The sequence below is a fragment of the Bacteroides sp. 44_46 genome (assembly GCF_001915465.1).
Taxonomy (GTDB): Bacteria; Bacteroidota; Bacteroidia; order Bacteroidales; family Bacteroidaceae; genus Bacteroides; species Bacteroides clarus.
This window is the reverse complement of record NZ_MNQO01000018.1, coordinates 68601-84333: the sequence shown is the minus strand read 5'-3', so window position 1 is coordinate 84333 and position 15733 is coordinate 68601. Positions and strand designations below refer to the sequence as shown.

Below are 15733 nucleotides of genomic sequence, written 5' to 3'. Positions count from 1 at the left end.
TTATTTGATAACAATGTTTACAATTTTCTTGGGCACTACGATTACCTTGACGATATTCTTTCCGTCTATCCACTTGATGGAACGCTCATCTGCCAATACCGTTTCCTGAATAACGTTCGATGCGGCATCGGCGGGGAATTCCATATTGAAACGCGCTTTTCCGTTGAATGAAATGGTATAGTTCATCGTATTTTCCACCAGGTATTCCTCATTGTATGCAGGCCATTGCGCATCGCATACCGAACCTGTGTTTCCTAATGTTTCCCACAATTCCTCGCATACGTGCGGAGCGAAAGGAGCTAACGTGACGGTGAGCTGGTTCAATATCTCTTTCTTGCTGCATTTCATCGCAAACAGTTCGTTTACGCAAATCATGAAGGCGCTGATGCTTGTATTGTAAGAGAACTGTTCGATGTCTCCCGTAACTTTCTTGATGAGCTTGTGCAAAGATTTCAATTCCTCTTTGTTGGCGGGTTCATCGGTTACCAGATAATTATCGTTACGGTCGTAGAACAAAGACCAGAATTTCTTGATGAAACGGTGTACACCATCGATACCGTTCGTATCCCAGGGTTTGGACTGTTCTACGGGTCCGAGGAACATTTCGTACATACGGAGTGTATCCGCACCGTATTTTTCCACAATCATATCGGGATTGACGACGTTGAACATGGATTTGCTCATCTTCTCGACAGCCCATCCGCAGATGTATTTTCCGTCTTCCAGAATAAACTCCGCCGTTTCATATTCGGGACGCCATGCCTTGAACGCTTCCGTATCGAGAACGTCGTTGGATACGATATTGACATCCACATGGAGCGGGGTAGTGTCGTATTGGTCTTTCAGGTTGAGCGATACGAATGTATTGGTATCCTTGATGCGATATACAAAGTTACTTCTTCCCTGAATCATACCCTGGTTCACTAATTTCTGGAACGGTTCTTCGACAGCGGAAATACCGAGGTCGTACAGGAATTTGTTCCAGAAACGGGAGTAAATCAAGTGACCGGTAGCGTGTTCCGTACCACCTACGTAAAGGTCGACGTTACGCCAGTATTCATCCACTTTCTTGTCTACCAGGGCAGTATGGTTACGCGGGTCCATATAACGCAGATAGTATGCGCTCGAACCTGCGAATCCCGGCATTGTATTCAGTTCCAGCGGGAAGACAGTTATGTTATCAATCTTGTTGTTGTCCACTACACATTTGTTTGCTGTGTCCCAAGCCCATTTGGTGGCGTGCCCCAACGGCGGTTCACCTGTTTCGGTAGGCAGGAATTTCGCTACTTCGGGAAGTTCCAGAGGCAGACAGCTTTCATCAATCATATAAGGCATACCATCCTTGTAGTAAACGGGGAACGGTTCACCCCAGTAACGCTGGCGTGAGAAAATAGCGTCGCGCAGGCGGAAGTTCACCTTTACACGTCCCAGATTATGCTCTTTCACGTATTTTTTAGTAGTAGCGATAGCTTCCTTGATAGTCAGCCCGTTCAAGTTCAATGAAGAATTACCGTTCGCCTCTACATCGCAGCCCGATTCTTCATTCTTCATTCTTAATTCTTCATTTATAATCGGTGAGTTACATACGATACCTTCCTTGGCATCGAAACTTTCTTCGCTCACATCGCAACCTTCTACCAACGGAACGATGGGTAATCCGAAATGTTTGGCAAAAGCGTAGTCGCGGCTGTCGTGTGCAGGTACTGCCATGATGGCGCCTGTTCCGTATCCTGCCAATACATAATCGCTAATCCAGATGGGTACTGCTTCGCCCGTAAAAGGATTGACGGCGTAGCTTCCGGAGAATACGCCTGTTACGCTGCGGTCGGAGATACGTTCGCGTTCGGTACGTTTCTTGGTACGTTCCAGATAAGCGTCTACATCGTCTTTTTGTTCCGGGGTGGTTACTTGGGCTACCAATTCGCTTTCGGGAGCCAGCACCATAAAGGTAACTCCGAACATGGTATCTGCACGGGTGGTGAAAATGGTAAATTCCAAATCACTGTCTTTTACCTTGAATTGGATTTCGGCGCCTTCGCTGCGGCCTATCCAATTCTTTTGTGTTTCTTTCAGGGATTCGGTCCAGTCGATGGTATCCAGTCCGTCCAGCAGGCGTTGCGCATAGGCGGACACGCGGAGACACCACTGACGCATCTTTTTCTGAACTACGGGGAAACCGCCGCGTTCGGATACGCCGTCTACCACTTCGTCATTGGCAAGCACGGTACCGAGTTGCGGACACCAGTTTACCATTGTCTCACCCAGATAGGCGATACGGTAGTTCATCAGGACTTCCTGCTGTTCTTTTTCGCTCATGGCGTTCCATTCGTCGGCAGTGAAGCGCAGTTCTTCGCTGCATGCGGCGTTCAGTCCTTCGTTTCCATATTTGGCGAATGCTTCTGTCAGTTCTTCAATGGGACGCGCCTGCTTTTCGTCGTTGCAGTAATAGCTGTTGAACATCTTCTGGAAAGCCCATTGTGTCCAATGATAGTATTCCGGATCGCAAGTACGTATTTCACGGTTCCAGTCGAAAGAGAAACCTATTTTGTCCAATTGCTCGCGATAGCGGTTGATATTGTTGACGGTAGTGATTGCGGGATGTTGCCCCGTTTGTATGGCGTATTGCTCTGCGGGTAGGCCGTAAGCGTCATATCCCATGGGATTCAGGACATTGAAACCTTGCAGACGTTTGTAACGGGCATAAATGTCCGAAGCGATGTATCCCAACGGATGTCCCACATGCAGACCTGCGCCGCTGGGGTAGGGGAACATGTTCAGTACATAATATTTTTGCTTTGTTTCGTCTTCCGTCACTTGGTAGGTTTTATTTTCTACCCATCGTTTCTGCCATTTTTTTTCAATCTCTCTGAAATTGTATTCCATAATGGTTTTTATTATATTATTGTTGAAAACTTGTTGATATACTTACTAAAACTTGTTGATAGTTTGCTTAATTCGGTTTATATCCTGTTAATTAAACGGTGCAAAGTTAAGTCTTTATTTTCAGATTTGTAGCGAAGTAGCGTAAAAAAACAGCATGAAATACTTGACAATACGCTTTTTATTCACTATATTTGTAAAGTGCTTTTAAAACTAATTTTTTGTTTGTAATACAAATAATGGCTGAATTAATTCAATAGGATTTTACAAAAAAGATTTTTTAGGATATTTCAAGGGATGTAATCTGTGAAGATTGCATCCCTTTTTGTTTATTTTTATTGTAAAAACCCTGATAGGGGAAAAATAGGCCGTTAATAAATTCAGAGAGAATTTTACTATAATTTTTTTAGAATTATAGCAAATTTCCGAAGGCGTTTATTAAAGGTGTTATTTCATTGTATTGAAAATAGAAATAGCGTATCTTTGCCGATAACTTATCCGTGTCGTATATGAATGCGAAGAAAAATTACATTTATCATATTATTGCCATTCTTGTAGTGGGGATATGGGGGCTGACGTTCATCTCTACGAAGGTATTGATAGGATACGGACTTTCTCCGCAAGAGATATTTTTGCTTCGTTTTCTGATGGCTTATCTGGGTATTTGGTTTATCTCTCCGCGCAAACTGTTTGCCGATAATTGGAAGGATGAACTTTGGTTGTTGTCGGGTGGTGTTACGGGTGGCTCGTTCTACTTTCTGACGGAAAATACGGCATTGGAAATTACACTGGCTACCAATGTGGCTTTCATTGTTTGCACGGCTCCGTTGCTCACCACTATTCTGTCTTTGCTGATTTATAAAAGGGAGAAAGCCACTGCCGCGCTGATAGGCGGTTCTTTGCTTGCATTAGTAGGGGTGGCGTTAGTAGTGTATAACGGCCATTTTGTGTTGAAGATTTCACCCCTTGGCGATTTCCTGACTTTGCTTGCCGCTTTTTCCTGGGCATTTTACAGTTTGATAATGAAAAAAATGTCAGGTCGTTACCGTACGGCTTTCATAACCCGCAAGATTTTCTTTTATGGGGTACTGACTATACTTCCCGTATTCCTTGTTCGTCCCTGGCAATTTTCTCTTTCCGGATTTTTGCAACCGGCGGTTTGGATGAATCTCCTTTTTTTAGGGGTGCTGGCTTCTTTAATTTGTTTTGTGGTATGGAATATGATTTTGAAAAAATTGGGTACGGTACGGGCTTCCAACTACATTTATTTAAATCCGCTTTTTACATCGATAGGGTCTGCCGTACTGCTTGACGAACGGTTTACCGTAATCTCGCTCATGGGTGCGATGTTGATATTAGGTGGAGTGTATTGCGCGGGAAGAAGATAGAAAGAGGTATTAACACCAAGAATGTAATAAATTTCATATCTTTGTTGCTGAAAAACCTATAAAAATGAAAAGAATCATCTTCTTCATATCGATATTGTTACATTTCTGTGCTGGACAGGCTCAAAACACCGCTTTTCCCTCTTTGGAAGATTTGGATAGAGTAGTGGCTGAACAACAGAAATATGTTGATATTCGCGAGGGACGTATTTCTGACGTAAAATCAAAATTACGCAAAACCGCATCGGAAGAAGAACGCTATCAGTTGAAGAACTTTCTTTTCAATGAATATTCTTCTTATGTGGTTGATTCCGCACTTCATTATGCGCAGGAAAAACTGGTATCTGCCTATAAGATGAATCGCCAGGATTACATTGACGATTCAAGATTGAATATGGCTTATGTGCTGATACAGGGCGGTATGTATAAAGAAGCATCGGATATTTTACAAAATATTAACCGGGCTACGCTGGCAGAATATCTGGAGAGGTATTATTTCCTCATTTACAATACACTGTATGAAGCTATGGTAAAGTATACCATTATCGAGTCTCAAAGCAAGGAATATCGGGCAAAAGCCATGCTTTATAAAGATTCGATTATGCAGAAAAATGATTCTACCGATGTTTATATACGTGCTGACAGATTGTTGGAACAGGGAGATTATAGCAAAGGATTGCAGATATTACTCGATTTTTACCGCCAACTGGATCCTGATAACCGTGATGTAGCCTATGTGGCCTACTCCATATCCGATTTTTACAGAAGACAAGGAAACAGGGAAGAAGAAAAGAAATACTTGATTGTCTCTGCAATGGCTGATATGAAATGGGCAGTAAAAGAATATATTTCGCTGCGCCGATTGGCCACTATCCTCTATGAAGAAGGCGATATCAACCGGGCATATATTTATATGCGCCGTTCGTTGGATGATGCTACATTCTGTAATGCCCGCCTGCGTACTATTGAAGTGACACAAACATTGCCTATTATCGATAATGCCTATCAAGTCAAAACGAAGAAAGAAAAGAAACAGATGATGATTGCATTGGCATGTATCAGCATATTGTCTGTGTTTCTTATCGGTTTGGTAATTTATGTACGGCGGCAAATAAAAAAACTATCGGCGGCAAGAAGCGAGCTGAACAAGGCCAATGAACGGTTAAGACAGTTGAATGTGGAGCTTAATTCTGTAAACGAACAACTTCAATCTGCCAATAAAGAGCTCCATGAAACCAATCACGCATTGTCGGATATGAACCAGTCGCTTTCGGAAGCTAACAATATTAAGGAGCTTTACATTACCAAGTTTATGACAGAATGTTCTTCTTACATCGACAAGATGGATAATTACCGCAGAATGCTCAATAAAAAAGCGGCGTCCGGTAAACTTGAGGATTTATTTAAAACATTGAAATCTTCCGTCATTATCGAAGAGGAACTCGAAGCGTTTTATAATACCTTTGATGAAACTTTCCTGCACCTGTTCCCGTCTTTTGTAAAAGCATTCAATTCATTGTTATCTGCAAACGACTCCATTGTGCCTAAGCAAGAGGGTCGTCTGACTACGGAACTGCGTATCTTTGCTCTGATTCGTTTGGGAATCACCGATAGTGAACGCATTGCATCTTTTTTACGCTATTCTAAAGCTACCATCTATTCTTATCGCTCGCGGTTAAGGCTGAAATCGCTGAATCCGGAGCATTTTGAAGAAAATATTATGCAGATTACATCCTTTTAAGTATTGTACGGCATTTATATTTTTATGTCTTGATCTTACTATCAAATATTTGATTTTCAGGTATTTGATAGTAAACTATCTTTGTATTTTAATCTTATATATTTATTTGTATTAGATTAATTTATGATTTTTACATCAGCCTTTGAATTATAACAAGGACTGATTATAATATCATTTAATAACCAATAAATGTAATTACTATGAATTTAAAGAAAACACTGCTTGTAGGTTCTTTATTTTGCGGGGTATATGTATTTCCGTTATATGCGGAGACTCCATATTCCGAAAGTGAGACTATCGAGCAGCAAAAAGGTATCCGTGTCAGTGGTACTGTCATCGACAAAGAAAAAAACACTTTACCGGGTGTAAATATTATGGTAAAAGGTTCTTCAGGGGGGACTATTACCGATATTGACGGTCATTTTTATATTGAAGTACCTGATAAAAGCAGTATTCTTGTCATCACCTATGTAGGATTTAAAACTCAGGAAATTCCGGTTGGTAATGATATCAATTTTAATATTACTTTATTGGAAGATGTAGAAGCATTGGATGAAGTGGTAGTTGTGGGATACGGTAATCAGAAGAAACTCTCGGTTATCGGTTCCGTACAAACTTTAGAGCCTGCGAAATTACAGGTAGGTTCATCCCGTTCCATGAGTAATAATCTGGCGGGACAACTGGCAGGTGTCATTGCCGTACAGCCTTCGGGAGAGCCCGGGTATGATAACTCAAATTTTTGGATTCGTGGTATATCTTCATTCAGCGGAAATACGTCTCCGTTGGTTTTGGTAGATGGCGTAGAGCGTAGTTTGAATGATATCGATCCGGCGGAAATAGAATCGTTCTCAGTATTGAAAGATGCATCGGCCAGCGCCATGTATGGTGTGCGAGGTGCCAACGGTGTTATTTTGATTAATACCAAACGTGGTTCGGTATCTGCTCCTTCCGTAAATTTACGTGTGGAGCAATCTATTCAGGCTCCTACAAAGCTTCCTCAGTTCATAGGAGCTGCCGAATATATGAGTTTGCTGAATACGCTTCAGTCCGATCCGAACAAAAGGCTGTTTACGAAAGACCAGATTTTGAAGACTTATTATGGATATGATAAAGATTTATATCCTGATGTAGACTGGATAGATGCGATAACCAAGGATTACGCTAATTCTACGCGTGCAAATCTGACAGTATCCGGCGGTACGGAAATACTTCGCTATTCATTGACAGCTTCTCTTTACCATGAAAACGGAATTATGGGGTCTGATAAAACACTGCCTTACGATACGCAAAGCAAACTGAACCGTTATAATATTCGTGCCAATGTGGATTTGGATTTGACGAAAACAACGCTTTTACGTTTCAATGTGGGAGGTTATTTACAGAATCTTCGTAAATCGAGAAGTAGCACGGATGAACTGTTTCAAGCTGCTTTCGAGACTCCGCCGTTTGTACATCCTGCCGTTTATTCGGACGGTACCATTCCTCGTGTCAGCAATACCCGTAAAAACCCGTGGGCTATGAATACGCAGAACGGTTATTACCGCGGTGGAAAAAGTAAGCTGGAATCTCTTTTTTCTTTGGAACAGAATTTAAAGATGATTACTCCGGGGCTGAAAATGAAAGTGACGTTTGCATTCGATACATATAATGAGAATTTTGTTACTCGCGGTAAGGAACCTGATTATTACAGTGTGGCCAAGTCGCGTAATGATGAAGGAGAATTGGTACACAGTATTTTGAGTTATGGTAGTGAGTTTTTAGACCATTCAAGTAACGCCAATTACGGAAACCAAAGTACTTATCTGGAAGCTGCCGTTACATATAACCGTACTTTTGACAAACATGCGCTCGATGCGCTTTTCTTATACAACCAGCGTAGCTATGACTGGGGTGATGTACAACCTAATCGTACACAAGGTATCGCCGGTCGTCTTTCTTATACTTTCGACCGCCGTTATATCAGTGAATTTAATTTCGGTTACAACGGTTCGGAGAACTTTGCAAAAGGCAAGCGCTTCGGTTTCTTCCCTTCCGTAGCCATCGGTTGGTTGATTTCAGAAGAAAGCTTCATGAGGAATTTGCAGGAAGACATTACAAAATTGAAGTTGAGAGCTTCTGTCGGTTCGGTAGGTAATGATAATATCGGCGGTCGTCGTTTTGCATATATCACTACCATTAACAGTAATTCCAGCGGTTATCATTTCGGATATACCGATAGCAACTATTACACAGGTATTCAGGAAGGTGAAGTAGGGGTTTCCGATCTGACTTGGGAAAAAGCTCTTAAAATGAATATCGGTCTTGAATTGGGGTTGTGGAACGAGTTGGATGTACAACTGGATTTCTTTAAAGAAAAACGTACCAGTATTTTTATGCAACGTTCTACCATCCCTACCCAAGCAGGTTTCGTGTCTAATCCGTATGCCAACTATGGTAAAGTGAATAATCAGGGATATGATCTTTCGGTAACTTACAACAAACGGTTCAATGATGATTGGGCAATGAGCCTGAGAGGTACTGTCACTTATGCTAAAAATGAGATATTGGAGAAAGACGAGCCGGAATCGGTCAAAGGAACTTACCGTTCCATTACGGGACGCTCCATTAATACCCTGTGGGGATTGCAGGCAGAACGCCTTTTTACGGAAGATGATTTTATAAACGGGGAACTGAAACCCGGTATACCGAAACCTGAATTAGGAACTGAGGTACGTCCGGGAGATATCAAATATGTCGATATGAATGATGATGGGGTCATTACGGAAGCGGATGAAGGATATATAGGCGGAACAAAAGATCCGCGTATGGTATACGGTTTCGGTGGTAACCTGAATTACAAGCAATGGGATTTCAGCTTCTTCTTCCAGGGCTCTGCAGATGCGTATCGCGTTATCGGTGGTTCCGATTATTTTATTCCGGGGAGCGGACAAGGCGTATTGGGTAATGTATACGATAATTATACCGATTGCTGGACAGAAAAGAATCCTTCGCAGGATGTGTTCTGGCCTCGTCTATCAGAGAGTACGAATACCAATAATAACCGTGCTTCTACCTGGTGGAAGAAAGATATGAGTTTCCTGCGACTGAAATCAATAGAATTGGGTTACAGTATTCCTCAGTCTGTTACGCGTAAAATTCATGCCAAGAGCATCCGCTTCTTTGTGAGTGGTAACAATCTGTTCTATCTTTCCAAATTCAAACTTTGGGATCCTGAACTGGATACCGTCGACGGTTTGAAATATCCGTCCATGCGCTCTTTGATGGTGGGATTTGACTTGAATTTTTAATGATAACCAACTATACAATCATATTATGAAACTATTTAAATATATTATAACCGGAGTTTTGGGTATGCAACTCTTGACTTCATGCGTCGATTATCTGGATAAAGAATCAGATACGGAACTGACACTCCCTATGGTATTCGAAGATAAAACCCGTACAGAGGGTTGGCTTGCCAATGTATATTCTCATGTTCCCGATCCTTATTGGGGATACGCGCGGAAATTAGGATGGGATATTCTCAGTGATGATATGACGGCCTCTGAACGGTGGCGGCAATGGGATTGGAAAGTAATTCCGATGCTATTGGGCGAATGGACACCTTCTACGGATTGGGACGGTAACTATTGGTCACGGTTGCCCCAGCTGATACGCGAGGCTAATATTTTTATAGAAAACGTACATCCGCTGCCCGATCAGGGAATCAGTGCTACTGAAGTGACGTATATGAAAGCGGAGATGCGGTTTATGATCGCTTATTATTATTATCTGCTGTCAAATACGTATGGTCCGGTTCCTTTCAAACCGAACTATATAGCGCCGACAGACTTTAATTTGGCGGATTTAATGGAAGGACAACGCCCCTATTATGAAGTGGTGGATTGGGTGGATAAAGAGTTGAAGGAAGTGGCCGAAATTCTTCCTGCCAAATATACCGAAGCACGTAAATACGGCCGCGCTACTTCTATCATGTGTCTTGCAGTACGTGCCCGTATGTTACTTTTTGCCGCCAGTCCGTTGGTAAATGGAAATCCTGATTATGCAAATCATAAGAATAAGGACGGCGAGAATCTTTTCAGTACTACTGCCGACAAGACTAAATGGGCGTATGCGGCGCAGGCTTGTAAAGAATTGATTGATGCCGCTGAAGCTGCCGGACATAAATTGTATACGGAGAAGAATGATGATGGTACAATAGACCCGTTTATGTCTTATCAAAATCTTTTCCTGACAAGATATGACGAAGGAAATACTGAAATTCTGTTTGCACGTCCCGGTGGTTCGGAATATGGAGAATATGAAAAACATGCTACTCCGGCTGCCAGTGGCGGTAGCGGCGGCTTAGGCGTTACGCAGTCGTTGGTGGATGCATTCTTTATGGAAAACGGTCTGCCTATCAATGATGATAATTCCGAATATGTGGAAACAGGTTATTCTGTTTCTGATGAAACGCGTGATAATACAGTGTGGGATACGGAAGTGAACGGAGGAGCGATAAGCAATAAAAATACTTATAATATGTATTGTCATCGTGAGCCTCGTTTCTATGTTACGGTGAGCTATAATAACTCTTATTTCACACAGGAGAAGCGTGTATTTAATTTTTTCAATGGAAGTGCCGACAATCCGCATACCCATGATGCTCCGCAAAATGGTTATTTGATACGTAAAAAAATCTCTCCGGACTTAAATGTAAAACAGGGTACTTATAAGTATCGTCCGGGTATTGTCTATCGCTTGGGCGAGGCTTATCTGAATTATGCGGAAGCATTGAACGAATCCGATCCGGGTAATGGAGACATTTTGGTCTATCTGAATAAAATTCGTGAACGTGCGGGCATTCGTCAGTATACCACAGGTGCTACGGATGATAATTTTATTCATGTTGATTTGAACGACCAGGCGGAAATGCGCAAGTTGATTCGTGCCGAACGTCGTGTGGAATTGAGCTGTGAAGGAATCCGTTATGATGATCTTCGCCGTTGGAAAGAAGCGGAAAATGTATTGAACGGTGATTTCTACGGAATGAATTTCAGCGGAAAAGATAATTCTTCTTTCTATGTACGTACGCCTTATCTAAAACGGGTATACAAGAAAGCCTATTATTGGTTCCCTATCCATCAGTCGGAAATAGATAAGAATGATAAACTTGTTCAAAGCCCTTATTGGAATTAACGGTTAAAAATGCAATTGATTATTATGAAGAATGCGATAAAAAATATTCTAATGACATTACCCTTCGTAATTATGGGCTGTCAAGATGAAACGGAGCGGATAACTTTGGATTCCCCACAAGACACGATGGGACTGAAAGTTTCTTCGAGTGATGTGGTATTGAATCAGGATTTGGGTAATGAAGAAGCAATATCCTTTACATGGGGAAGTGCTGCCAATCGAGGAGAAGGAACGAAACTCACATATTATTTTAAGATGGATATGGCCGATAATAACTTTGAGACTTCCATCGCAAAAGTAGAAATTCCGGAAGGTGTACAAAGTATCAGTTATACGCACAAGGAAATGAACGCTTTATTGAGCGGGTGGAAGGTAACAGCGGGAGAAACCGCCATGTTAGAGGCAGAAATCATAGCTGAAGTTTCAGGAGGCAGTGTATATATGAAACCGGAAATATCCAAGGTGCAGTTTTCGGTGACAGGTTATTATATTGCGGCAAGAGATCTTTTCATTGTAGGTAGCGCCGTTGAAGGGATGGATGCAACTAAAGCGCTTAAAATGAATGAGGTGCTTTCCGAACAAAAATATGAATGGGGCGGACATTTGAAGCAAGGTGACTTTAAGTTCATAAAGAGCCGGACAAGTCTGACACCTTCTTATACAAGAGGCGCCGATAACAATACATTGGTTTATAATGAAACGGATGATGGTACGGAAACATTGTTCCACATAGATACGGAAGGGTATTATTTCATTACTGTCGATGTGGAGAAATTAACTATTGCAAGTGAATATCCGGAAAATAAATATGAAAAAGTTTGGGCGATAGGTGATGCTACTCCGGCAGGTTGGACTATTATGAATGCGGTTGGATTGACGAAAATTAATAATATACAGTTTGTTTATGAAGGGGATTTATATGGAGGACATTTAAAGTTTCCGTTGGAATTACGTGAGGATTGGAATATACCTTATCTGATGCCGAAGACGCATGATACAGAGCCTGGCGGTGATAATACTATGGAGTATGTAGAGAAAGAAAAAGTAGAAACTCATGATTATCAATGGAAAATTACGGAATCTCAGGCAGGCAGTTATAAAATAATTTTGGATACTTATCTGATGGAAATAACATTTGAAAAGAAACCGAAAATAGAAATACCTGATAATCTCCCTATTAAAGCTGTTTGGATGACGGGTGACGCTACTGTAACCAAATGGAATACACCATTTAAAATAGCTTTCCTGTATAATCCGGATGAAAAGGAAGGTACGTTTGTATGGGAAGGACATCTCGACTCAGGAGAAATAAAATTTCCCCTGAGTAATACTGAAGGTTTTGAGTGTGATTATTTGATGCCTGAGGTAAATGGTACTTCAGTTACCAATGCCCTGAAAATGGTACGTAAAAATTATCCTGATAATACAGATGAGAACGACTATAAGTGGAGAGTGGATGAAGCCGGGAAATATAAGATATCTCTGAATGTGATAGATATGACAGTTAAATTTGAAAAACTACCGTAATACCAGGTAATTATGATAAAAATATTTATTATACAATTTTTATTGATTGTGGCATCCCTTTTTGGGGGATGCCAAGATGAAGGAACCGGATGGACGCCTGATATGATTCCTGACGAGAATTTGCCGTCTGATGATGATGATGACGATGAACAGGTGTATGCACCTATCAGTTTGAACGCTCCTTTATATTGGAGTGTATATGAGTATGCCTGGGTAGCCGAACAGGCCGGTAGTAATACGAATATGCCTGAAGTGACTTGGGATGCGAATATTGATTGGGTATCGGAGAATCTTCTGCCTTATGGTTACGGTATGATTTGTACGGACGGCTTTATGTCAATGACAAACGATCCCGGTATTGATCCGGGTGGGTATATGACCCATTATGCCGGTATAAAACTGACGGATTTAGTAGCTAAATGTAAGGCCAAAGGTTTGAAACTGGGTGTTTATGATAATCCGTTATGGGTACACTGTTCGTATGAAACGGTAGTAAAAGGTACGGAAGGTATTACAGTGGGGAGTTTAGTGTACAATTCCGCCAAAGATGATGTTCTTTATCCGGATAAAGGGGATGTCTTTACTTGGATAGTTCCCAGCCATAAAGGTGCTAAGGAGTTTATTGATGGCTTTTTTAAATATTATAAGAAAATAGGAGTAGAGTTTATCCGTATGGACTTCCTCTGTCTGTTTGAAACGGCAGATGGTGCCGGCGGAATGCCCGGTAGAGGATATGGACGTGAAGAATACGAACTCGCGCTGAAGTATATTTCCGAGGCCGCCACAAAGTATCAGGTATTCACTTCGCTTGTGATGCCTAATCTGAAAAATGATGCGGAGTTGGAGAAGAAATATGGTAATATGATTCGGGTAGATGCCGATACAATGAAAGGCGGGTGGCAACACTTTGCAAGCAATGGCCCTACATGGTTCAATCCCAATGGATGGCCGTCTACCTCTAATATGTTTACCGGCCTTATCAGTTGGTCGCACATTGCGGGAAGGGGAAAGGTAGTGCTGGATGCTGATTTTACCCGTTTGAATACATTTGATACGGAAGGTGAAAAACAGAGCGTGATTTCTTTGCAACTGATGGCGGGTGGTCCGATTGCCGTAGCCGATCAGTATAATACGATTGTCAGCGGTGATTTAAAGTTTTATCAGAATGAAGAATTGCTGGCTTTGAACAAAGACGGATTTGTAGGAAAACCTTTGTCGGATGATTTGTGGAATGCAAAAAATCAAATATGGTACGGACAGATGTCCGACGGAGACTATATCGTAGGTTTTTTCAATAAAGAAGATAATGAATATGACCGTACACTCGATTTTTCTGAAATAGGTATTGAGGGCAAAGTAAAAGTGCGTGATTTGTGGAAACATCAGGATGAGGGGGAAGCTGAAGCTTCTTTGAGTTATAAGATTCCCGGGCGTTCTTGCAAGATTGTACGGCTGACAAAATCTGAGTAATAATGAAAGTATAATAAAACAAGTATTGTCTTGTTTGAGAAATTCAGGTAAAAATAATGATATGATAAAGAATTTGAATATGAAACTGTTTTTGATGGCATTGACATTCTTTTTCGGAGGATGCGAGGATAAGGGTACAGGTTGGACACCGGATATGATTCCCGATGATCCCGTGATAACTCCCGGTGATGACGCTGATACGGAAGGAATACATACTTATAACGCCCCTCTCTATTGGAGTGTCTATGAATACTGTTGGAAATTGGAGCGCAGAAATGAAGAATTGGTCAATGCCGGTGGGCAAGGACAGGCTATTGATATGTCTGAAGGTTCCTGGCAGAATATAATCGACTATGTGGCGGAAAATCTGCTTCCTTATGGTTACAATATGATTTGTACGGATGGTTTTATGGCGATGGATGGTACTTCCGAGCCCGATCCTACGGGATATATGACGAAATACGGATCGGTAAAACTGAAGAAACTTTCGGAAATGTGCAAGGCTAAGGGACTGAAATTGGGTGTCTATGACAATCCTTTGTGGATACATGGTCCGGAAGAAACCATTATAGAGGGTACTGATAATATTACTTTCAAGGATTTGCGTTATAAGCAAGGTGAAGATAATGTACTTTATCCTGATGCCGACGATGGCTTCTGGTGGGTAGTAGCAAGTCATAAAGGCGCTGAGGAGTACATCGATGGCTTCTTTAAATATTATAAGAATCTTGGTGTGGACTTTATCCGTATGGACTTTCTTTGTTATTATGAAAACGGATACGACCGCGGTATGAATGCCATAAAAGGTAAAGGGTACGGACGAGAGAATTATAAGCTTGCTCTGCAATATATTTGTAAGGCTGCAAAGAAATACGGTGTATTTACTTCGTTGGTAATGCCCAATATGCATGAGGACGCGGCTCTGGAGCGCGAGTATGGTAATATGGCGCGTATCGTTGGTGATACGTGGAGCGGTGGCTGGCATCATGTGTCTAATTCCGATCGCGGCAAAGTATTTGAAGATTGGCCCAGTTGTGGCAATATGTTCGATGGCTTTACGCACTGGTCTAAATACTCCGGACGTGGTAAAATGATTATGGACGGTGACTTTATCCGCTTGAATACATTCGGTTCCGATGCGGAAAAGGAAAGTGTCATTTCTCTGCAACTCATGGCGGGTGGTCCGGTAGCGATTGCCGATGTGCCGGGAGATAGTTTTGCCAATTCAGATTTGAAGTTTTGCCAGAACGAAGAAATGCTGGCTTTGAATAAGGATGGTTTTGCCGGTAAACCTTTATCCGATGTTTTAAATAGTACGAACAGTCAGATATGGTATGGACAGATGACAAACGGTGACTGGGTGATAGGCCTGTTCAATCGCGAAGATTCCAAGCAGTTTCGTTCGGTGAAATTCTCCGATTTAGGTATTGAGGGTAAGATGAAAGTGCGTGACTTGTGGAAACATGCAGATGAAGGAGAAGCTGATAACTTGAATGTGGAACTTGAGGCGCATGCCTGCAAGATTGTGAGGTTGACCAAACTCTGATTGTCT

At 41.7% G+C, this 15733-nt stretch carries 8 protein-coding genes; 7 read left to right on the top strand and 1 reads right to left on the bottom strand.

Annotation, left to right across the window (positions count from 1 at the left end):
* A complete protein-coding gene (gene leuS, locus BHV73_RS09990) occupies positions 1-2883 on the bottom strand; it encodes a leucine--tRNA ligase (RefSeq protein ID WP_087412210.1) in 2883 nt (960 codons plus the stop codon).
* Between the two features lie 506 nt (positions 2884-3389).
* On the opposite strand from leuS, the gene BHV73_RS09985 reads away from it, so the two are divergent.
* From BHV73_RS09985 to BHV73_RS09955, 7 genes are all read left to right on the top strand, one after another.
* Positions 3390-4268: a DMT family transporter gene (locus tag BHV73_RS09985; protein WP_022218602.1), complete on the top strand. Its 879-nt coding sequence runs from the start codon at positions 3390-3392 to the stop codon at positions 4266-4268.
* 64 nt (positions 4269-4332) lie between these two features.
* Complete coding sequence (locus BHV73_RS09980; RefSeq protein WP_087412211.1) at positions 4333-6006, top strand: SusR-related protein; 1674 nt, start codon at positions 4333-4335, stop codon at positions 6004-6006.
* Positions 6007-6206: 200 nt separating this feature from the next.
* Positions 6207-9293 carry a SusC/RagA family TonB-linked outer membrane protein gene (locus BHV73_RS09975; protein ID WP_087412212.1) on the top strand — a complete coding sequence of 1029 codons (3087 nt, stop codon included), beginning with the start codon at positions 6207-6209 and terminating at the stop codon, positions 9291-9293.
* A 25-nt stretch (positions 9294-9318) separates the two neighbouring features.
* Positions 9319-11184, top strand: coding sequence for a RagB/SusD family nutrient uptake outer membrane protein (locus BHV73_RS09970; RefSeq protein ID WP_087412213.1), 1866 nt, complete (start codon positions 9319-9321; stop codon positions 11182-11184).
* Between the two features lie 51 nt (positions 11185-11235).
* Positions 11236-12711, top strand: a complete 1476-nt coding sequence (locus BHV73_RS09965; RefSeq protein ID WP_195621652.1) for a SusE domain-containing protein — start codon at positions 11236-11238, stop codon at positions 12709-12711.
* A 12-nt stretch (positions 12712-12723) separates the two neighbouring features.
* A complete protein-coding gene (locus BHV73_RS09960) occupies positions 12724-14181 on the top strand; it encodes a glucan 1,6-alpha-isomaltosidase (protein WP_148360093.1) in 1458 nt (485 codons plus the stop codon).
* 61 nt (positions 14182-14242) lie between these two features.
* Positions 14243-15727, top strand: a complete 1485-nt coding sequence (locus tag BHV73_RS09955; protein WP_009121968.1) for an alpha-galactosidase — start codon at positions 14243-14245, stop codon at positions 15725-15727.
* Positions 15728-15733: the final 6 nt, after the last annotated feature.